The organism is Shivajiella indica (genome assembly GCF_042683085.1).
Taxonomy (GTDB): Bacteria; Bacteroidota; Bacteroidia; order Cytophagales; family Cyclobacteriaceae; genus Shivajiella; species Shivajiella indica.
Genome location: NZ_JBHUIV010000034.1, coordinates 37,182 through 57,309, shown reverse-complemented (window position 1 = coordinate 57,309; position 20,128 = coordinate 37,182). Strand labels below are relative to the sequence as shown.

The window sequence follows — 20,128 nt, the reverse complement described above, 5'->3', positions numbered from 1 at the left end:
AATTTGGGACATTTTGAAATTTATTCTTACAAAAGTAATATTGCTTAGTTATAGTTTGCTAGTTTTGTGTAAAAATTAGATAAGGGTTATTTTCTTTTCAACTTATTGATTTTGACCAAAAATTTAGAAAGCGTGTGAAAAACGTTTTCAAGGATTAATGTTTTAGTTTATATGAAAAAACGGTTTGATAGGTTCTTCCCTTGGCTTTTTGTGTTAGGAGATGTAACCGTCGTAATCTTCTCTTTCCTACTTACATCTTTTCTTTTAGGTAGTCCTGCAAATTATGATGGTCCGGATAATGCCATCTTTCTGATATTTATCATGGTTTGGATGGTAGTCACCGTGCTCCGAAAGGATTACAGATGGGAACGGACTTCCAGACAGGATAGCCTTTTTAATAAGCTGATAGTTTCTTTACTATGGTTTATGGTCATTGTAGCCATAGTTTGGATGCCGATGATCAATGAGGGGAGATTCTTGTTTTTTGGGGTACTTGGCTTGGTTCTGTTTCTCTTTATCAGTTTTTATAGGATCAGTGTTTACCTGGTCCTCAAAAAATATAGATCAAAAGGATTCAATTACAGAAATGCTGTTATTCTTGGCAGGGGAGAGGTCGGAAAGAAATTGGAGGAAGTGCTTGGCAAAAGGAAAGACTTTGGGATCCGTTTTATGGGTTATTTTGATTTCAACAAGGAATTGGCTCAAAGTAAAGAAATGCTCCAAAAGTTTTTTGAGGATGCCGTCAAAAACGAAATTGACATTATTTATATCAATGAAATCAGGGATTCTTATCTGATCAAAAAATTGATTGATTTTGCTGATGAGCATTATATCAAGGTTAAAATAATTCCCAGTGATTCCTTACAGCTGGAGAAAAAGTTGTCATTTTCAAGGTATGGGGATCTGTATGTGGTCAATGTCAATGAAATCCCACTGGATAATGTAATGAACTGGGGATTGAAAAGGCTTTTTGATATTGTGTTTTCACTTTTAGTAACGGTTTTCATCTTGAGCTGGATGATTCCTTTGGTCGGATTATTGATCAAACTGGAATCCAAAGGACCTATTTTCTTTATTCAGGAAAGAAATGGGGTAAACAATAAGGTCTTCAAATGTTTGAAATTCAGGTCCATGACCCCTAATGATTATTCAGACACCAAACAGGCTGTGAAAAATGACCCAAGGGTGACAAGAATCGGGGCCTTATTGAGAAAAACTTCTTTGGACGAAATGCCACAGTTCCTCAATGTTTTGTTTGGTGACATGTCTATCGTGGGCCCAAGACCTCACCCTGTGCCCATGAACCAAAGGTTCAGCACTTACATGCAGAAATATAATGCAAGGCATAGGATTAAGCCAGGAATCACTGGTCTTGCGCAGGTTAAAGGTTATAGAGGTGAAATATTATATCCCTATCAGATCCGTTCCAGGGTAAGATTGGACTATTTTTATGTTCAGAACTGGAGTATCTGGATGGACCTTTCGATTTGCTTCAGAACTATAGCTGAGATATTTGTTTACAGGAAAAATGCTTATTGATAAGCAGCTGAAATGTGGGTATTGTGGGAATAGAATCAGCTTTAACAGGCATCATGTTAAAGAGATGATGTTTGGGTCAGGGCAGATTTTTGAATATGCCGAATGCCTCGGATGTGGAAGTTTGTATCAACCTAATATACCGGAAAACCTTTCTGAATTTTATCCTAAAAATTATTATTCCTTTAAACAATTGGAGCGATCTTCTCCTATTAAGATGCTCCTTAAAACCATCCGATATCAATTTTTCCGAAATGGATTGACATTTCTAAAACCGTTTTATGGGGACTGGTTGAAATTTACCAAGGTGTCCAAGCATTCAAAAATCGCTGATTTGGGATGTGGTCATGGACAATTGCTCTATGAATTATTTGCCTCTGGATTCAGAAACTTAGAAGGATACGATCCTTACATTGAAAAAGAGGTTATTATCAATCCTTATTTGACCCTATTCAATAAATCTGTATTTGAAATGAAGGGGAAGTATGACCTCATCATGATGCACCATGCCTTTGAACATATGGTCAATTATGCAAAAGCTATTGAGAAGTGTTTTTCCTTACTGAATCCGGGGGGATATTTATTGATTCGGGTTCCCGTGACCGATGCACAGGTTTGGAAAGAGGAAGGGGTAAATTGGGTGCAATTGGATGCGCCCAGACATCTCACCATACCCTCTACCAAGGGACTTATAGCATTGGCAAAAAGTATTGGTTTTTCTGTAAAAGGAATTGTCTTCGACAGCACCTCCTTTCAATTTTGGGGGACGGAACTTTATAAAAAAGGTATCCCACTTAAGGAAGGAGAGGACAAACTACAGGCAATATTCAAAAGTGAGCTAAAAGAATTCCATAAAAAAGCCCTTCTCTACAATAAGAAGGGCATTGGGGACCAGGCCTGTTTATATTTTTACAGGGCTTTTTGATCAAATTTTCAACAGCGCATCCAGGAAACTCATGGTTTCTCCTTTCTTTTTGAAAATCAGCATGGGTACCTGATTGTTGGCATTGACCAGTTTTTCGGCAAAGCTTCCGAGTAAAGCTGCCGCCGAGGCTGTTCTTCCCCTGCTGCCCATCAAAATCATGTCAGCACCATTTTCTTTGGCAGTATCAATGATAAATTGTCCTTCATTCCCATCTTCTCTCAAGATAAAGAGGCAATCAAATTCGGGAATTTTATTTTTGGTTAAAAACTTTTGGAAATCATTCCTGGCATGGGATTCCATAATCTGGGCAAATTCCTCATGGCTTTTACCGGTTTTGTAGTAACCAATGGGGACAGAATATACATGCATTCCTAAAATTTCTGCATCTATTTCATCAGAAAGCCTTTGGGCAAATTCCAGTGTCAACACCGAATGGTCGGAAAAATCCAACGGAACCAATAGCTTTTTGGGCAATCCTGCATTGAACCTTTCCGGGAGAAAGAGCACTGTACAGGGAGCCCTATGGGCCATATTTTTCGCCAGTGAACCACTACCTTCCAATTGCTCTTTTCTACCCATAATGAGCACATCCACATCTTTTATTTTGGCCCATCTGAGCACTGTTTCCATGGGTTTGCCTTCCTCAACGATGACTTCCATTTCTAAATTCTCAGGAAATTCGGCTGCGTCGACTATTCCCATTATTTCTGCTTTGATAGATTCATCGGTGGGAACCATCAGGTCAGGATACTTTTTGATCAGCTCTTCAGGAATGGAGAGATCCTTGGCTACATGGATAAAATATAATTTTTCTATTCCAAGTATACCGGAGATAATAGCTAGTTTCTTGATGAGAATGTCATCCATCTCGGTAAGGTCCAAACCGACCATCGCCTTAGTAAAATTCTTCATAATTCTATGTCTGCTTATGAATTATCAATTTACATTATAAAATATTCTTTTGAAAAATCTTCCTCAAATTACTGTAAAGCTTTTTGAAATAAACGGTTTATGGGTACGAAATCAGATATATTTGTGTTGAATGGCGACAATTCCGGCAAAATATTTTATAGCACTGGTACCTGAAGGTAAAATTCAGGAAGAAGCTACCGCTTTGAAAGAGGAAATGAAAAACCTTTTCAATCTAAAATATGCCCTAAAATCACCTGCCCATATCACGATCAAAATGCCCTTTGAGTGGAATGAAAACAAGGAAGATAAATTGATTTACAAACTGCAGAAATTTTTGGCAGGAATTGGGGTTTTTGATCTCAAATTCAGGGATTTTGACCGCTTCGGCAGAAGAGTGATTTTCGTTGATGTTCTGCCAAGTGCAACCCTTCAATCCTTACAGGAATCCTTGGGGAAATTCTGCAAATTGGAATTAAACCTGATCAATGAGCTGAGCGATAGGGCCTTCCATCCCCATTTGACCATTTCCTTCAAGGATGTTAAACCAAAGAATTTTGACCTTTACTGGAAACACATCCAATCCAAGCATTTTAATGCGGACTATCAGGTCAGAGATGTAGCGCTTTTGAAAAGGATGGAAGGAAGATGGAAAGTAATCCACCGCTTTCCTTTGACAGAAGCTTAACAGCTCAATTTTTTGCCTTTTTGGCTTTTAAGGTGCGGAATACTTCCAAATATTGGTCGGTGACAAAATCCCAATTGTATTTTTGGGTGAGCCCTTCTCTGGAGCTTGAACGAAGTTGCTCCATGGCAGCTTCCTCCATTTCGGCTTTTTCTGTGATTGCTTTGACAGATGCTATATTTTTTTCAAAAAACCATCCGTATTTTCCATTTTGAAGCATTTCCTGATTGAAGACTGTATTTAGCGCCAAGATGGCGCAACCATATCCCAAAGCTTTCAACATGGAAGGATTGGTTCCCCCGAATTCATGTCCATGGTAATAGGCATAGCAATTATGAAATAAGGCTTTCAGTTCCTCGGGGTCGGTGACATATCCCGTAAATACTAGTCTACTATCCTGGATCTGCTTGAGTTGGGAAGCGTAGGCATCCTTATAGGGCACATCTCCCACCACTACCAGCTTCCTCTTGGAATTGGAAGCCACAAATCCCTTGACCAACAAATCGGCATTGTTGTCAGGCACCATCCTTCCGACGATAAGGAAGTAATCCTGTTTATCCAGTCCCCATTTTTTGATTTTTTCCGGATCAGAATGGAAAGAAGGATTGGCACCATAGGCAATGACGGTGGATTCACAACCAAACATATCCTTGTAAATCTTCTGCATGGCATCTGCATCGTTGATGATGTGGTCATACCATTTGGTGGACATTTTTGAAGACCATAAAAAATACTTGGCTCCCATGCCTTTCCATTTTGGTCGGAGCCATTCCAAACCGTCCACGTTGATGGCAGTAGGTTTTCTGAATAATCTGGATATCAATCCAAAAGGACCGTTGGCACTGTTGACCACTAAAATTACATCTACATCCGACAAGCAGGCATGGACCATAGAGAAAAAAGAATGGGTCAACTGGGAAAGGCTTTTTTGTTCTATGGCAGGCATATACACCAGCTTTATACCATTTACCTCTGATGGGCGATTGCTGAATAGGGATCGATGGCAGTAAACCGTCACTTTCACACCCCTTTTCTGCAGGCGTTCTCCCAGTTCTTTGACCAAAGTTTCATAGCCACTGTACACATAAGGATAGCCTCTTACTCCGAGTATGGCTACTTTTAAATTGCTGTCAGTTGTTTTCATATAAAGCAATAAATTTCCGTTGGAAAGATTCTTTGGAGAACATTTCCATGGCCCTTTTTCTTCCTGCCAGGCCCATGGCTGTACGCACGGATGGATTTTCAATCAACATTCCAATTTGATTGGCAGCTTTTTGGGGATCATTCCAAGGAATCAGCAGTCCGGTCTCCCCTTCTTTGACCATTTCGCAGGCACCACCATGGGCAGTTGCTATTACCGGTATTGCCGATGCCATGGCTTCCAGGATTACTGTTGGCAAAGGGTCAGGTAAAATGGAAGGCAGGACAAAGATGTCCAGACTTTGCAGGAGGTCAGCCACATCGGATCGGAAACCCAAATAGCTTACTCTTTCCCCTAAACCCAAAGTTCTGATTTTTTCCTGCATCTCTGAAAGAAGGTGTTCAGTGCCTGGAAATGCATCACCGGCTATAATAAAATGAATGTTGGAATATTTTTCGGATAAGATTTTGGCCAGGTCCAGGAAATAGCCCTGCCCTTTCCAATGGCTGACCCTTCCAATCATTCCAATCCAGATTTTATCCTTTTCCGGAGGAGCAACCTGTTCACGGATGGATTTATTTCCTTCAAGGAAAGGGGTATAATCAAGTCCATTGTAAATCAGATGTAATTTTTTTTCTTCAATCTTATCTTTCCAGTTGTCATATACAGCCTGTGAGACCACGATGACCTGATCGGAAGTTTTTTGTATCAACATTCCCAAAAATTTGCCTAACCAGAATGGGGAAACGATGATTTCATGGAGGTGAAAAATATGGCGTTTTCCGGTGCTGTATGCCAGCCAAGCACCAACCAAAACAGCGGAAGTATTGGAATAAATAATGTCAATGTTTTTTTCGACAATCCATCTTTTCAAGACCTTTTTTGCTTTCCAAAGTACCTGGGCCCTATTGAATAAGCCTTTGGGATTAAAGTACTTTCTCCTTAAAATACCCAGTCTTTGAATGATGACCTCAGTCCCGATTTTTCTTAATTCTTCTGCTAAAGGACCTTCCTCCGAAAGAACAACATACACTTTATATCCCTCTTGTTGTAAAAAGTCCACACTGTAGAGCAGGATTCTGCTGGCCCCGTAGAGGTCAGATGAGCTATGAAGCATGAGCACATTTTTACCCATCTAAGCTTCGTGATTTAATGACTTTTGCCGGATTACCGGCTACTATACTGTAAGGGGGCACATCTTTGGTGACTATGCTTCCTGCGGCCACTACTGATCCTTTTCCTATAGTCACTCCAGAAAGAATGACAGAATTTGCAGCAATCCAACAGTCGTCCTCTATTTTAACAAAAGACCGGGTCACTCCTTGATCTATCATGACCTTGTCCAGCTGGTCAAAATTGTGGTTTTCTGAATAAATACTCACCCTAGGGGAAATCATGACATTGTCACCGATTTCGATATAACCAGAACAACCAATGTAGGAATAGGCTCCGATATTGCTGTTATTGCCCATTTTCAGACCAATTCCCGGCTCTCCTCCATAGAGATTGGTAGGACGGATGATGGCATAACTTCCAATGCTGACCTTATCTCCGAATATCAGACCTCTTTGGGATAGCCCATTGACCTCACAGTGGTCCTGAAGGATAAAATTTTTTCCGGCCTCAATGTAGTGGGCCTGCCGGAGTGTAACCCCTTTTCCCACTAAAAACAATCCCCTGATTTTTTTAAAACGCCATCTGTGGGCAAGGCCTCTGAGGATACTCCAACCCAAGCTCCAAAAGGTGCCTAAAGTTGACCGATTGTCCCATTCTTTTCCAAACCTTTGGGAGAGGTCCATACCGGTAAGGGAGGAAATTGTATTGCCCAGAAAATTACTCATCCAGAAGTGATTTAAAAATATCCTTCAAAGATAGAAAAAACTTCTCCGTGGTAAATTCTTTGAGCCGATTTATCCCTTTTTGTGCCAGTTCCTCTCGCAAAGTCCCATCTTCTGCCAGCTTTTTCATAGCTTGTTTTAAGGAATCAGGTTCATTTTTTTCCAAAACCAATGCCGCTTCTCCCGCCACTTCTTGAAGTGCCCCTTGGTTGGAAATGATTACAGGAAGCCCAAAAGAAAATGCCTCCAATACAGGAAGTCCAAATCCTTCATTGGCAGAGGGGAAAACATAGGCCAAGGCATTTTGAAAATATATTTTTAGCTGATCTTGGCTTACATAACCGGGGAAAATGACTTTTCCTTGAAGTTGCAAACCCTCCACCAGGTTTTGAAGCTGATCAAAATCATCCAAAGCCTCCCTGGGTCCTCTTTGGCCTACCAAATAAAGTCTGAAGTCTTCAAATCCCTTTTCCTTGATCAGTTTCCCAAAGGCTTTGATCAGCAGACCGAGGTTTTTACGCTTTTCCATCACCCCCACATGTAGAAAGTATTTTTCTTTATTTTCCAACCTTTTCGGCTTTCCTTCTGGAAGATGTAAGCCTGAAGATGGATATGCCACATCTATCCTTAGCTTTTGGAAAATCGGGAGTTTAAGCAGTTTTTTCTTAGAAAATTCAGTAATGGTTACCACAGAGGCATTTTTCTTAAGGCCTTTTTTGAGAAAAAAAAGGTAGTACTTCAACCAAAGGCCTTGGTAATGTTCCGGATTGTCCCAAAAGAAAGTGTCATGTATGACAGAAACTTTGTGCCCTTTTCCCCATGAGGGACTCATGATATCAGGGCTTAAAATCATGTCCGCGCCATGCTTATAGGACAGCAGTGGCAGCCATAATTGTTTTCTGAAAAAGTAAAAAGCTTGGAACAAAAGGTTCTTTAGGAGGGAAGTTTTTCCCTTAAAAAACCTGCTTGTATTTATCTTTTCAAAATCAGGGCTCAGTATAAACTCAAATTCGCTATTCTGTTGTTTCCTGATCTCCTCACAAAGGGTTTGGATATAGGTCTTGATCCCGGTCTGTGCCACATGCAGGTAGAAGATATCGATCAGGATTTTAGGCTTCCTCATGTTGTGGTGTTCCTTTTGGGTACTGGTTAATGGAGCAATAAATAGCCATTTCTATATTCCAAACATAAAATGAATAACAAAAAGAAAGTTTTCTTGCTTCATAACAGTTTTGCCCTTCAAATGATCCTGAAAATTAAGTGAATTTGAAGGAAAAAGCATTCATTGGGGAGACTGAAATAAGTATTTGGGAAAAAATCCTAATTCTATACAAGGAATCCAAGTTTCTAATATTGGATTTCTTTATCGGATGGATTTTATGATTCTTTCCAATACTTCCAACAGCTTTTCTTTATCTATAGGTTTGGACAGAAAGTGATCCATTCCAACTTCCAAACATTTTTCCCTTTCAGTATGAAGTGCACCTGCGGTGAGGGCTATGATGGGTGTGGAAAAACCAGCTTGTTTTTCAATACTTCTGATTTTCAAAGTGGCTTCATAACCATCCATTACGGGCATCTGCACATCCATAAAGATTAAATCGGGTCTGGATCTTTGAAATTGTTCGACAGCTTCTTTACCATTTGCACATTCAATGACCGTTGAATCCGGATAATAGGACTTGATGATGGTTCTGAGCAGCAACATATTCAAGGATACATCTTCAGCGATTAAGATACTTATGCCTTCCCTGTTTGTGGATCTACCTTCTCCAGTGTCTCTCTTTTCATGAGAAATTTCCAAGGTATGGAGGTTGCTGATTTTATTCAAACAATTGAACAATTCAGAAATCTTGGCCGGTTTGACAAGTTTTGCATCAATTTTCAATTCATGAATTGAATTTTCCAATCTGGCATCATCAGCCGAACTATACAGGATGATTTTAGGCAATTCTACCTGGTGTTTTTCGGCAAACAGCTTTTTTATCTCGCTGATCGTGGTTATGCCGTCCACAAAAGGCATGTGATAGTCCACAATCAACACATCAAAATGGGGGTCTTTATCCAATAGGGTAAGTGCCGAAATGGCATTATCTACCGATTGGGTTTTAATATTCCAATGGGCCAAAATATGTTCAAGAATCGTCCTGTTGTTTTTGTTATCATCGATGATCAAAATCTTTTCAATATTGATCAGTCCATTATATTCAATGGAAGGTGTCCTTTTATATGATTTTTTAATGGAGAAAGAAAAGACAGAACCCCTGTCAATCTCTGATGTCAAATTAATTGTGGATCCCATTTTTTCTGCCAACATCTGGGAAATCACCAATCCAAGACCAGTTCCTCCAAATTTCCTTGTGGTGGAGGAATCCGCTTGGGAAAAAGATCTGAATAATTTGGCCTGCTGTTCTTCTGAAATACCGATTCCAGTATCCCTTATTGAAAAAGTGAAAATGCCTTCCTGTTTGACGGGATCTGTTTCTTCAAAACTGATGGATAATTCTACCTCTCCTCTTTCGGTAAACTTGATCGCATTGCTCAGAAGATTGACCAGAATTTGTTTGATGCGGATCTGATCCAAAATGACATATTTTGGAATGTCAATCTGAATATTGAGGAGAAATTCAATGTTTTTCTTTGCAGTATTGTATTTTACTATGTCGGCTGTCTGTTCAGCCAATTCGATTAGGTTGGTTTCCACCTCTTCCAATTCCAACTTTCCTGCTTCAATTTTTGAAAAATCAAGAATGTCATTGATGATTCCGAGGAGGATATGGGCAGATGTATTGGCACTTTGCACATATTGAAGCTGTTCATTGCTAAGTTCGGTATTGATTAGAAGATCTGTGAATCCAATGACGCCATTCAAAGGAGTTCGGATTTCATGGCTCATGTTGGCGAGAAATTCAGATTTGGATTTATTGGCCGCTTCTGCTTCTTCTTTGGCATTGATCAGGTTCCTTTCGAGAACGGATCTTTTTTTAATATTCACCAACATCTCTGCATACACCAATAACAATTGGAGTTCCGTTTCGGAATAAGGATGGACCCCTTTTACCCAATCAAAACCTACAAAGCCCAGTAATTCTTTTTTGTACAACATGGGAAAGGTGACCAAGGTCTTGATATCTTGGGGAATCAAAATATCCTTCAAAGGGCCTTCCTCCAATTCTTCCACTACAGGTACGCCAAATATTTCCCGTCTTTGATGTTTTTCCACCCAATGAGGAATATATTCCATAGGAAGGCCTTGAAGATTTTCAATTTCCGGACTGACCCCTTCAGCGCACCATTCATAGGTATTGGAGGCGGTCATGTCTTCAAAATTATATTCAAAAATGTAGGCCCGGTCTGCTTCAACAAAATGACTCAATTGCGCTAAGGACTTTTGTACATTATTCTCTAATTCCTTCAGGTCCATATTGATATACTTGGAGGAAATATCAATAAGAATTTGTTGAAGCTCCAGCTGCTTTTTTAAAGATTCTGTATTTATAAAGGCCCCCATTTTTTCACCTTCCATAGGTTGGTTATTTTTAATTTTAAAAACTCAGATTCAAAACAAAAGTATTTTTTCACATCATAAGATGCAAAATACTTTTTATGAATTACATAAAAATAATAGAAAAACAAAGAGGCGGGTGAATTTTAAAAACTTTTATTTCAAGAGATGATTTCAGAAAGTATCATATATTTCAGCTCTGTTTTTCTTTCCCAGCATCTTGAAAATCTTCCTTTTGAGTGGGAATAAAAACTGCAATCTGTCTTTGATGAGATGTATAGAATGGAGATAGGTTCCTGCGAAAAGGTGTTTCTGACTCTGACCAATTTCAATGGGGGCGGATTTATGATTTGGATCCATTTTTACCATTGCCAAACCTCCCCACATTTCCCTGTAAGTATCGTTATGCCAATAGGATCCTGTAACATAATCCAATTCTGCGTAAGTAATATGTTCAGGATGTTTTTTCAAAAAATCCCGGATACCTTTTCTACATTCGGGATTGAAACTATCATGCATGAGTATGGTGACAGGATGGATATGTGGATAACTATAAATTGCTTCCAAATCCCTATAAACACCTTTTCTGGTATGGTCGCCATCTACCAGAATAAAATCCAGACGGCGGTTATCATTTTTAATCTTTTCAAAAATATCAATCAAGCAACGGGAGGAATCCCCAACTACAAATTCCACATTTGAAAATCTGCTGGCCAATAAATCCCCAGGAGCCTTACTGATATCTATGGAATACACATTTTTGGAATAGTGGCTGATTACTTGGAGACTTCCCCCTTGGTAGGTTCCTATTTCAATAGCTACATCAGGTTTTAGTTCCTGTAAAAGGCCTATTAAGGTGTATTTTTCTGCTCTGGACATTTGCCAGTTCAAGGATTCATCTACTTTGAAGCTGGAAAAAAACGGTTTACCGATATTGTCAATCATAATTCAATTTTGGCAAAGGTATAAATTTCCTTTCATTTAATTTTTCAAAATGCCCAAAGCCCCGTTCAAATAGGCTTAATACCTGGCCTAGATTTTATGTATCTTCTTTTCAGGCAATCAATGTTTTTTGGTAAGTGATATTTTGATAGGCGTGCACACTGTAACCAACCATCCACCAAGTGAGCCAAGAAACATATGCGTACACTTCAGCATTGGCAGTAAACAGGGGCAAGAGTAATCCAAATTTTACCGTAGCAGCAACGAAGGCAATTCTGGCAGTCATGAGGTTCTCTGTTCGGTTGAAAACTTTTAAAGCAGTACGTATTCCATAGAAAAGGATAAGGATATAAATGAACATCCCAATCCAACCTAATTGTACACCAAAAATCAAAAATTGGTTTTCGCCGCCAACCCGGAGTTCTTCTTCCACGCTGCCTACATTACCGCTCATGGCCAACCCTATCCCAAATGGATTGGCAATCATAGAATCCAAAGCAATAAGCCATTCCAATACATGGCCTGCACTGGAAGGGTTTTCAAAGGTAATGGTGTCCACCACGAAGTAATAGAAATCATCTGAAGCAAGGAATACTACATAAAACACAAAAAACAGGAAAAATCCGATGCCCAGAAAGATCAACTTATACAGCCTGAAAATCATGGCAATGAAGAAAATCATGACAAAAAAAGAAAGAAATGCTGCCCTTGATGAGGCGAAAAATAGACTTCCTAAAGAACATAACATCACCATGGTATATACGAACCAGTTTTCTCTTTTACTGGATAAAAACCAAATCAGTCCTGCTGAAAAGCCCAAAAGTACGGAACTGGCCAATTCCAAGGGGTCGGAGAAAAATGAGGCCAATCTTTTGGTCGTTGCCTGTGTTTCAAATGTCCAGGTCAGCCCAAAGTTTCCGGTCGGCTCCATGTCATTAATTGCCTGGTTAAACAAAGCATAACCTGTTAGGGATTGTAGATGTGTATCGATAGTTTTTTCAAATAAATTGACAAAAAATGCCCCTATTGCGATCAGGAATATCCCTTTAAATAAAAACTTTATTTCCCTGTCATCAAATAGGGTATTCCTCCCCATAAAGTAAACGAGGCCAGGGACTAACATATTTTTAAAGTAAAGCGCTTTATTGATGGTGCTTGCTTCACCTATGGGGATTACCATATAAATAAAACCCATTGTCAGTAAGGCGAGGAAAAGTATATCTACTTGATGAAACCTGAATGGGTAGTCGAATAGATTTTTTTGGAACAATACAAAACATATCAGAGAAGTCAGGATTACTATCTCCTTTAAAAACTGAAATAATTTTACGATTAATTCAGAACCTGTAGTCAGGTACGTGACACTCAGCACAGTGGTGTAAAAAGGTAAAAAAAGCAAAAGAAAGTAAATTCCATATTCCCATTTTCCATACAATAACATTTTACTAAGGACCCAAAAAATGAGCCCAATAGTAAGTAAGGTTATGATGGATAGAATTATTAGGGACATAAGGGTTCATTATGATGATGGTCCAAAAAAATACCGTCCCGAATACCTTTTGCCACTGCTTTCATTTTTTTGAATCTCCCTCTTATACAAAAATAGCTAATCCAGATCAAATACTTTCCAATATGAAATGGCCATGCAATTACCCAAAAAGGAAAATCGAGATGCCGTCTAAGTTGGAATAGTTGGTTTCGGCAATAAAGGTAAAATACGGTTGGGCTGATCATGCCCTCTTTATGGGCCTTTTTAGAAGAAGCACCGCCTTCATGGTATATGGTGCTTTTCGCTGCCAAGTAAATCAAATAACCTGCTTTTCTTATTCGTAAAGACCAATCCACATCTTCAAAATAGGCAAAATAGGATTGTTGCAGTGTCCCAACCTTTTCTATGATTTGTCTGGGAATAAGGATACAGCAACCTGTTGCCCAATCCAAAACTTTATCCTCAACTTTCGCAGTTTGAAAATTCTTTTGACTATCCAGTGTTTTGGCAATCCCCAAGGGCGCAATATATCTACCTCCGGCACTCCAAATCTTATCCCTTTTATCATGAAATAGGATAAGAGGTTGAACCATCCCTACATTGGGGTGACTTTTTTGTACTTTCAACAACTCATTTAAGAAGTCGGGCTCAACTTCTGTATCATTATTCAACAATAAAATAAAGTCAAATTTATTTTTTATTGCATAGTCGATACCGGCATTATTTCCTCCTGTAAATCCAAGATTTTTTTCATTGGCAATAAAAACCGGGGTTTCAAATTCACGCTTTAATTTTTCAAAAGAACCATCTTCTGATCCATTGTCTACCAGTACAATGGTGTAATTGGAATAATGGATCTGCATTAGGGACAGAAGACACCTTCTGCTAAGGGAATATCCATTCCAATTAATGATGATAATGGCCACCGATGAGGGTTCTTTTGAATCCATGAAATAAATCTTTGTTTTTTAAGAAGATCAATAGGGTACAAATGATAAAAATAAATACTTCTGTGGAAAGCAGGGCAAAGCATAGGCCGATGCCTCCATATTTTGTGGTAAGAATCAAAGAAACGGAGATCATATAAAGGCACATGAGCCAAGAAGAATTGAACAAAAGATATTTCTTATCAGTGACCAGTAAAATGAGCACATTAGGGATATTGAAGGATGCCAATAGGGGCACGAATGCCAATACCCTGAGATAGCTCACGGATTCTTCCAAAGGAGATTTAGCCAGAGCCTGAACAATGAAAGAAGCGGAAAAATACGTGAAAAGGGAAAGCCCCAATCCTAAGAAGACAGCCCAGATATAGACTTTTTTCAGAAATCTGTAAAATTGAGCGGTATCGGATAGGTATTTTTTGGAAGCATTGGGAAAAACCGCCTGAATAATGAGGGCCGGTAACAAACGGAGGACCATGGTAATCCTTTCTGCCAGGCTGAACATGCCCAAGGTTTCGGCATTGGCGAAGAAACTTAGAATAATCAAACCTCCATTTATGGAAATATGGGAGGTTATATTTGACAAAAACAATAATATATTTTCTTTCAGGGATCGGAAAATCTGCCTGAGTTTGGGTTTATAAAAAAGGATTTCCAATTCATAATGGATATAGACCAAAACAAAAAGATTGATAAATAAACCTGCACCTCCCAGGATAAAGTTCACCCATTTTGCCTGTTCGGGTTGGTGTATAAACATAACAATACCCAAGAGATAAAGGAGTTTACTGAATACGTTGGCCATGGAAATCATCTTCATTTTTTCCATTCCCTGAAAAAACCAAAGAGGAAGGGTAGCTTCTGAGAAAAGAAGCAATATGGAATACACCAGGATAATCTGATATTCCCTGAATAAATTGAATGCAAAAACCGCCACAAGTATGAGGGCTGCAGCAAAAAAAGCCAGGGTAACTTTACTGAATATGATATTGGAAACCAAATGGGATAGGTTTTCTTTGTTTTTTTGGTTGATGGCCACCTCTCTTGGTCCGCTCAGATTATAACCAAAGCCAACCAGAATATTCAAAAGAATGATGACGGAAAGTGCCAGGTTAACCAAACCAAATTGATCTACCCCAATAGCCTGTATCAATAAAGGCATGGAAACCAATGAAATCAGGATATTGGATGATTGGATAAAACCCAAAAAAATAAAATTCTGAATAGATTTATTCTTAATCAGATTGCCGAATTGATAAGAAAATATTTTATCAAGCATGATTAAAAAGTCTATTCCTTTTTCTCCGCGACATGTAAACGGTACAACTGTCTTACATAGATATAGAACAGAGCTAAAATTCCTACTATCAGCGCGCCAAATACCATTCCTTTCAATAACCTGATTTCAGTTCTTTTCAAAGGAAATCTGGGGGTATCGATGATCTGGATCAAAGGAGAATTGTTTCGGTGATTGACTTTTGCAATCTCCAGGTTTTTTACAATTTCCGCATAGACAGCCGAAGAGGCTGTGACATCCACCTGCCTTTTTCGTGCTTCCACTGTGGCTGTCTGAAGTATAGGATTGGGGTTAGGAACCCGGTCTGTGGTACTGGCATAGGCCAAAATGCTTTCATCCAACAGGTTACGCACACTATCTGCCTGGGACTGAAGTATGGCCAGGTTTTCAGCTGTTTTTTTCGTTTTGGTCTCAAAATAAAAAGTATTGACATTTTCCACCAAAGTTTCATTGAAGACCTTCGCAAAAGGCTCATCTTTTGAAGAGACATTTACCTGAATGATCGAGAGTTTTCGGTTAGGCTTTTCCACTGCAAGGTGCTTTTCCCTGATCAATTTTGAAACCTCTTTGATGACAGAATCCTGGGTGACTGAAAAGCTTTCCCTTGGAAGAGAAAAATCCAGTTTTGAAAAATCAACTTTTCTTTTCCATTTTTTGTCCAGTTCCTGAAATTGTATGTACCGGTCAATCAAAAGGGAATTTACATCAAATGGACTCAATAGGGTTTTGCTGAGCATATTATCTGATTTGTATAGCTCCATGATATTATCTCCCTGAAATAATCCGCTTGTTGAACCAATAGATCCCAGGTTGACGCCTATTAGAGAAGCCAGACCGGACATCTGGCCTAAGCTGGACATGTCGCTTTCTTCCAGTACAAAGGTAGTCTCTGCATGGTACACCGGTTTTTTGAGAAATGAGGTCAAAGCCCCTAAAATCAAACCAATACTGCCCGCAAGTATTAAAAATTTCCATTCACCAATAAAAAACCCGATCCAATACCGAAACCGTTGGACAACTTCTTTAAGGGTAATTTTATCGTCTATAATATGCTCCGCCATCAGGGATTAATTTGGGTAATGACAAGTACAAGGGTAGCCAAGGCTGTGGCAATTCCGACAAATTCAGATGGACGGATTGGAACCCTAGGGCCTTTGGTAGGGACAATGATTTCTGATCCAGGCATCACATTAGGATAGGACCTTATTCCCATAAAGCTTTTTGTCCTGGACACCTGCCCATTTGCATATACAATATAGGACCGCTTTCTATTTGCCCTGATATCAAATCCTCCGGCACGGTCGATATAATATTTCATGCCTTTGTCTTTTTCAAACCGAACGGTGGCGGGATATACCACATCTCCCCTTAGCCTGACTGTCTGTAATTGTCTTGGAATGGAAATAATATCTCCTTCTTCCAATATCAAATCCAAATCAGATCCAGGATTTCTTAAAATTGCCTCCAAATCAATAGCTACTGCTTCAGTCTGTCTGATTTTTATGGGAGCCAAATCAGTTTTTGTTTCAGTGATGCCGGTGATCACTTCCCTTTTTGTGGCTGCTGCGGAATATCCTTCACTGCTGTCCTGTGGGCTGGTTCCCAAATCTTTGAAAAGACGTTCCAATAATAGCTCCTGAGCTTCCGTGTTGTTGGGATCCAACAATAGCTTTTGCTGTAAATCCAATAAATTCCGCTGTCTTCTGACCTGTTCGGACTCTGTTTCGTAAAATTCTGTCCTTCTGATCAATGTCGCTCCTTTGGCATAGGCAAAAGCTGTCAGACCCCCGGCTCTTTGAATTATATTGGAAATTCTTTCATCAGCAGAATATATGGAGAATATACCCGGAGAATTGACCTGGCCTTCCACCTTTACCAATCTATCCAAAGAGAAATTGGGCTTCCTCCTGACCAAAACCATATCATAAGGCTCAAGGGAAACCTGAGAATTCTCTGCTGTTAAACCGCCTTCCACACTGACTTTAATCAGATCTGAAAATGTACCTGATGTCGTTTCCTGTGACCTCCTGGCAATTTCCACATCTTTGGCATTTGCAGCTTCTCTTAAGCCTCCTGCCAAAATAATCAGCTCTTCCACTGTCATATTCTTGGAAAAGGGATAGGTTCCCGGATTTTTTACTTCCCCACCGATCTGTACATAAACTTCTTCCTGAAGATCATATATACTGGAGATCCGGACTACATCTTCTCTTTTGAGGGGTATGTCTGATGAAGAACCATTCAAAAGATCCCGTAAATTGACAGTCAATACTTCCGTGCTCAGGTCATCAAAAGTTCTTAAAATGCTGGCTCTTTCCAGATACGCATCCCCTCTTAACCCCTCCGCATTCTGGATAAGCTGGCCTAGGGTTAAGCCTTCTGTCAGCGAATAATTGCCTTCTCTGAAAACCGCCCCTTTGATCTGAACCCTATTGGTATATCTGTTGAGCACTTTTCCCACCACATATTCATCCCCTCCTTTGACAAGGAAAAGGCCAAATTGGTTGGCATAAATATCAGATACAGCCCTTTCCTTGCCGGTTATTCTTGTGACATTAATTCTCTCTTTGAAAGCCTCATCCGTAAACCCTCCTGCATACCTTAACAGGTCTTCAAAATTATCTCCTTCTTTAACTTCAAAAACTTTGGGTCTCTTAACCTCTCCTGTGATGCCTACTCTTGCTAAAAAGGGTTCTACCAGCACCACATCCTGGTCCTGCAAAGTGAATTCTAAGTTTGTCTTCCCATTGACAAGAAAATCGTAGATATCAACTGTGGCAATGTTTTTCCCATTTCTGAGCACTTTAATGTTGCGCATGGTGCCGTTTTCATTCGGACCTCCGGCTGCATAAAGGGCATTGAATACGGTACTGAAAGCACTTAATGTGAAAGTGCCGGGAAGCATTAGCTCTCCTACCAAATGAACCTGTATGGTTCTCACATTGCCTAAGGTCACCTGAACAAAGGTACTTGGGTTGGAACCCCCGATTCCAGGATAATATGCTGAAAGTCGGTTTCTAATAATTCCGGATGCCTCTTCAATCGATTTACCTGAAACACTGATGGGGCCGATATTATCCAAAATCAAAAATCCATCCGGATTGATATTGGCTTCATAATATTGTTCGGATTGTCCGTAAATATCTACATACACCATATCCCCAGGGCCCAGGATATAATTTTTTGGAGTAGCGATATTCAGATTGGGTTCGAAACTCAGTCTCCTGTTTTTATTGTAAAAAAGATCTGCACCGAATAGGTTTGATTTTTCATTTTCAACCCCTTCTAAATCAGACGGGAATTTCATGATCCCCTGAGAAATCTGGCTAAAGTCCACTTGCTTCCTCGGCTCTCTTTTGGATGCAGAAGTTGTAGTTCTGGATGATTTTCCTGCCAAATCCAGTTCTTCTATTCTTTTCTGAAGTTTCTCAGCTTCTCTCGCCGGAAGACCCCTCAATCTTGCCATCTGGACCAATTCCATTTCTGTTATTCCAGCCTCACCTGCCCTCCTGATCAATTCCCTGATTTGATCATCTGTAAGCTCATCCACGTTGATTGTTGAAATATCCGCTAAGTTTTGGGCATCAGCTATAGGCGGAGAAATCAATAGTAAAGCAAACCCAATTAAAAGGTAAGCAAAATATTTCAAGGTGGTGTCAACGGCCTTATTGTTCCTCAAAGAATAGTTTCTCATATTTTTTAACCCCCAATTACAGTTTGACTACATCAAGCTGCAAAAGCTATTTGGGTATTTTTTCTGATTAAAATAGAATAAAATCAGTGTAAAGATAATTATTCCCTCTTGGAAAGAAATAGCCTTTAAACTAAAATAGGGATTAGGCTTATTACTCCGTACAGTTTTTGCAGATTTCAATCTGCTTCCTGTCCTCCAAAAGGGTTTTTCTGAAAGTCTGGTATTTAGGGGTTTTCCAAATAAGCTCAAAGGGTTTTTCAGCGACATTTCCCATTACATGGGAGCCATCTTTATCAAAGCAACAGGGAACCACCTTCCCATCCCATGTAATTACTGCACCCTGCCACATCCTCCAACACTTATTTTCAATGTTTTTTTTCAGTTTCCATTTTCCAGATCTATCCTGGACATATCTCGAATATTTGGTATCTGAGGGTATAAGATCCGAACCGTTTTCGAAATTGTAAATTTGTGTGGTTTTTAATTGCAGTTCATCTACCCCAATCTCTTTCGCCCATTTTTTCAAATCCGGAATCTGGTGCTCATTTTTTCCTGTAACCAAAAATTGAAGTATGATTCTGGGAAACTTGCTGTTCAGTTCATTTCTTCGGGAAAGAAAAAGTTGAAGGCCTTCAGTTACTTTTGTCAAATTCCCCCCAACCCTGTAATGTTCATATACATCCTGGGTTATGCCGTCCATGGAAACTATCAATTGCTTTAAGCCAGATGAAATTATATCATCCACATTTTTACTTGTGAGGTAATGGGCATTGGTGGAGGTGGAAGTAAAAATTCCCTCTTTATCAGCCAAATTGACCAATTTCGTAAATCTGGGATGAAGGAAAGGCTCACCCTGAAAATACAAATGAAGATAAGTAAGATATTTTCCGGTTTCTTGGATGACCTTTCGGAATAGTTCCTCATCCAACATTCCGGTTGGACGTGTAAAACTCCTTAATCCACTCGGGCATTCCGGACAACGGAGGTTACAACTGGTGGTCGGTTCGATGGAAAGAGTTGTAGGGTAGCCCAATAGTATAGGTTTTTTCCTCCACCTGCTAATATGAAAGGATAGATATAAGGCAAAAATGTTGGAAATTTTTTTCCAGGTAAATTGCTGTAAAAATGCTTTTGCGGTAATCCATTGATTTTTCACATATTGAAGTAATCAAAATCCTTTGAAATAAAAAAGAAGCTGCCCCAAATCGAAGCAGCTTCTTAAA

General features: G+C 39.5%; 16 protein-coding genes. 3 read left to right on the top strand and 13 right to left on the bottom strand.

Features of this window, described 5'->3' with window-relative positions; all coding sequences use genetic code 11:
* The first annotated feature begins 171 nt into the window (after positions 1 to 171).
* Together ACFSKV_RS19240 and ACFSKV_RS19235 are read left to right on the top strand one after the other, a co-directional pair.
* The gene (locus ACFSKV_RS19240; RefSeq protein WP_380806603.1) at positions 172 to 1,539 is read left to right on the top strand and encodes an exopolysaccharide biosynthesis polyprenyl glycosylphosphotransferase; all 1,368 of its coding nucleotides are present in this window, start codon (positions 172 to 174) and stop codon (positions 1,537 to 1,539) included.
* Positions 1,529 to 2,461: a class I SAM-dependent methyltransferase gene (locus tag ACFSKV_RS19235; protein ID WP_380806600.1), complete on the top strand. Its 933-nt coding sequence runs from the start codon at positions 1,529 to 1,531 to the stop codon at positions 2,459 to 2,461. Before ACFSKV_RS19240 ends, ACFSKV_RS19235 begins: the two co-directional genes overlap by 11 nt.
* On the opposite strand, the gene ACFSKV_RS19230 is transcribed toward ACFSKV_RS19235, so the two are convergent.
* Positions 2,462 to 3,373 (bottom strand): universal stress protein, encoded by a 912-nt coding sequence (locus ACFSKV_RS19230; protein ID WP_380806597.1) that lies wholly within the window; start codon positions 3,371 to 3,373, stop codon positions 2,462 to 2,464.
* A gap of 130 nt (positions 3,374 to 3,503) precedes the next feature.
* Here ACFSKV_RS19230 and ACFSKV_RS19225 point away from each other — a divergent pair, with 130 nt between their 5' ends.
* The gene (locus tag ACFSKV_RS19225; RefSeq protein ID WP_380806595.1) at positions 3,504 to 4,058 is read left to right on the top strand and encodes a 2'-5' RNA ligase family protein; all 555 of its coding nucleotides are present in this window, start codon (positions 3,504 to 3,506) and stop codon (positions 4,056 to 4,058) included.
* Between the two features lie 4 nt (positions 4,059 to 4,062).
* Here the strand turns inward: ACFSKV_RS19225 and ACFSKV_RS19220 are convergent, their stop codons facing one another.
* From ACFSKV_RS19220 to ACFSKV_RS19165, 12 genes are all read right to left on the bottom strand, one after another.
* Positions 4,063 to 5,199, bottom strand: a complete 1,137-nt coding sequence (locus tag ACFSKV_RS19220) for a DUF1972 domain-containing protein (RefSeq protein ID WP_380806592.1) — start codon at positions 5,197 to 5,199, stop codon at positions 4,063 to 4,065.
* Positions 5,186 to 6,313, bottom strand: coding sequence for a glycosyltransferase (locus ACFSKV_RS19215; RefSeq protein WP_380806589.1), 1,128 nt, complete (start codon positions 6,311 to 6,313; stop codon positions 5,186 to 5,188). Before ACFSKV_RS19215 ends, ACFSKV_RS19220 begins: the two co-directional genes overlap by 14 nt.
* A 10-nt stretch (positions 6,314 to 6,323) precedes the next feature.
* Positions 6,324 to 7,037: an acyltransferase gene (locus ACFSKV_RS19210; protein ID WP_380806586.1), complete on the bottom strand. Its 714-nt coding sequence runs from the start codon at positions 7,035 to 7,037 to the stop codon at positions 6,324 to 6,326.
* Entirely contained in the window at positions 7,030 to 8,157 is a 1,128-nt protein-coding gene (locus tag ACFSKV_RS19205) for a glycosyltransferase family 4 protein (RefSeq protein WP_380806584.1), read from the bottom strand. The genes ACFSKV_RS19210 and ACFSKV_RS19205 overlap by 8 nt, the downstream gene beginning before the upstream one ends.
* Before the next feature lie 240 nt (positions 8,158 to 8,397).
* Entirely contained in the window at positions 8,398 to 10,560 is a 2,163-nt protein-coding gene (locus ACFSKV_RS19200) for a response regulator (RefSeq protein WP_380806581.1), read from the bottom strand.
* Positions 10,561 to 10,713: 153 nt separating this feature from the next.
* Positions 10,714 to 11,484, bottom strand: coding sequence for a class I SAM-dependent methyltransferase (locus ACFSKV_RS19195; protein ID WP_380806579.1), 771 nt, complete (start codon positions 11,482 to 11,484; stop codon positions 10,714 to 10,716).
* Between the two features lie 109 nt (positions 11,485 to 11,593).
* Complete coding sequence (locus tag ACFSKV_RS19190) at positions 11,594 to 12,991, bottom strand: O-antigen ligase family protein (protein ID WP_380806576.1); 1,398 nt, start codon at positions 12,989 to 12,991, stop codon at positions 11,594 to 11,596.
* The gene (locus tag ACFSKV_RS19185) at positions 12,982 to 13,920 is read right to left on the bottom strand and encodes a glycosyltransferase family 2 protein (protein WP_380806573.1); all 939 of its coding nucleotides are present in this window, start codon (positions 13,918 to 13,920) and stop codon (positions 12,982 to 12,984) included. Before ACFSKV_RS19185 ends, ACFSKV_RS19190 begins: the two co-directional genes overlap by 10 nt.
* A complete protein-coding gene (locus ACFSKV_RS19180; protein WP_380806571.1) occupies positions 13,877 to 15,193 on the bottom strand; it encodes an oligosaccharide flippase family protein in 1,317 nt (438 codons plus the stop codon). The genes ACFSKV_RS19185 and ACFSKV_RS19180 overlap by 44 nt, the downstream gene beginning before the upstream one ends.
* A gap of 11 nt (positions 15,194 to 15,204) precedes the next feature.
* A complete protein-coding gene (locus ACFSKV_RS19175) occupies positions 15,205 to 16,272 on the bottom strand; it encodes a GumC domain-containing protein (protein WP_380806569.1) in 1,068 nt (355 codons plus the stop codon).
* A complete protein-coding gene (locus tag ACFSKV_RS19170) occupies positions 16,272 to 18,905 on the bottom strand; it encodes an SLBB domain-containing protein (RefSeq protein WP_380806567.1) in 2,634 nt (877 codons plus the stop codon). Before ACFSKV_RS19170 ends, ACFSKV_RS19175 begins: the two co-directional genes overlap by 1 nt.
* Positions 18,906 to 19,056: 151 nt before the next feature.
* A complete protein-coding gene (locus tag ACFSKV_RS19165; RefSeq protein WP_380806565.1) occupies positions 19,057 to 20,061 on the bottom strand; it encodes a radical SAM/SPASM domain-containing protein in 1,005 nt (334 codons plus the stop codon).
* Positions 20,062 to 20,128: the final 67 nt, after the last annotated feature.

Excerpts from the sequence above, each read along its gene's own strand:
- ACFSKV_RS19195 (WP_380806579.1), bottom strand. The coding sequence starts at position 11,484 with ATGATTGACAATATCGGTAAACCGTTTTTTTCCAGCTTCAAAGTAGAT.
- ACFSKV_RS19230 (WP_380806597.1), bottom strand. The coding sequence starts at position 3,373 with ATGAAGAATTTTACTAAGGCGATGGTCGGTTTGGACCTTACCGAGATG.
- ACFSKV_RS19240 (WP_380806603.1), top strand. The coding sequence starts at position 172 with ATGAAAAAACGGTTTGATAGGTTCTTCCCTTGGCTTTTTGTGTTAGGA.
- ACFSKV_RS19235 (WP_380806600.1), top strand. The coding sequence starts at position 1,529 with ATGCTTATTGATAAGCAGCTGAAATGTGGGTATTGTGGGAATAGAATC.
- ACFSKV_RS19180 (WP_380806571.1), bottom strand. The coding sequence starts at position 15,193 with ATGCTTGATAAAATATTTTCTTATCAATTCGGCAATCTGATTAAGAAT.
- ACFSKV_RS19185 (WP_380806573.1), bottom strand. The coding sequence starts at position 13,920 with ATGGATTCAAAAGAACCCTCATCGGTGGCCATTATCATCATTAATTGG.
- ACFSKV_RS19210 (WP_380806586.1), bottom strand. The coding sequence starts at position 7,037 with ATGAGTAATTTTCTGGGCAATACAATTTCCTCCCTTACCGGTATGGAC.
- ACFSKV_RS19205 (WP_380806584.1), bottom strand. The coding sequence starts at position 8,157 with ATGAGGAAGCCTAAAATCCTGATCGATATCTTCTACCTGCATGTGGCA.
- ACFSKV_RS19215 (WP_380806589.1), bottom strand. The coding sequence starts at position 6,313 with ATGCTTCATAGCTCATCTGACCTCTACGGGGCCAGCAGAATCCTGCTC.
- ACFSKV_RS19170 (WP_380806567.1), bottom strand. The coding sequence starts at position 18,905 with ATGAGAAACTATTCTTTGAGGAACAATAAGGCCGTTGACACCACCTTG.
- ACFSKV_RS19175 (WP_380806569.1), bottom strand. The coding sequence starts at position 16,272 with ATGGCGGAGCATATTATAGACGATAAAATTACCCTTAAAGAAGTTGTC.
- ACFSKV_RS19190 (WP_380806576.1), bottom strand. The coding sequence starts at position 12,991 with ATGTCCCTAATAATTCTATCCATCATAACCTTACTTACTATTGGGCTC.
- ACFSKV_RS19200 (WP_380806581.1), bottom strand. The coding sequence starts at position 10,560 with ATGGAAGGTGAAAAAATGGGGGCCTTTATAAATACAGAATCTTTAAAA.
- ACFSKV_RS19220 (WP_380806592.1), bottom strand. The coding sequence starts at position 5,199 with ATGAAAACAACTGACAGCAATTTAAAAGTAGCCATACTCGGAGTAAGA.
- ACFSKV_RS19225 (WP_380806595.1), top strand. The coding sequence starts at position 3,504 with ATGGCGACAATTCCGGCAAAATATTTTATAGCACTGGTACCTGAAGGT.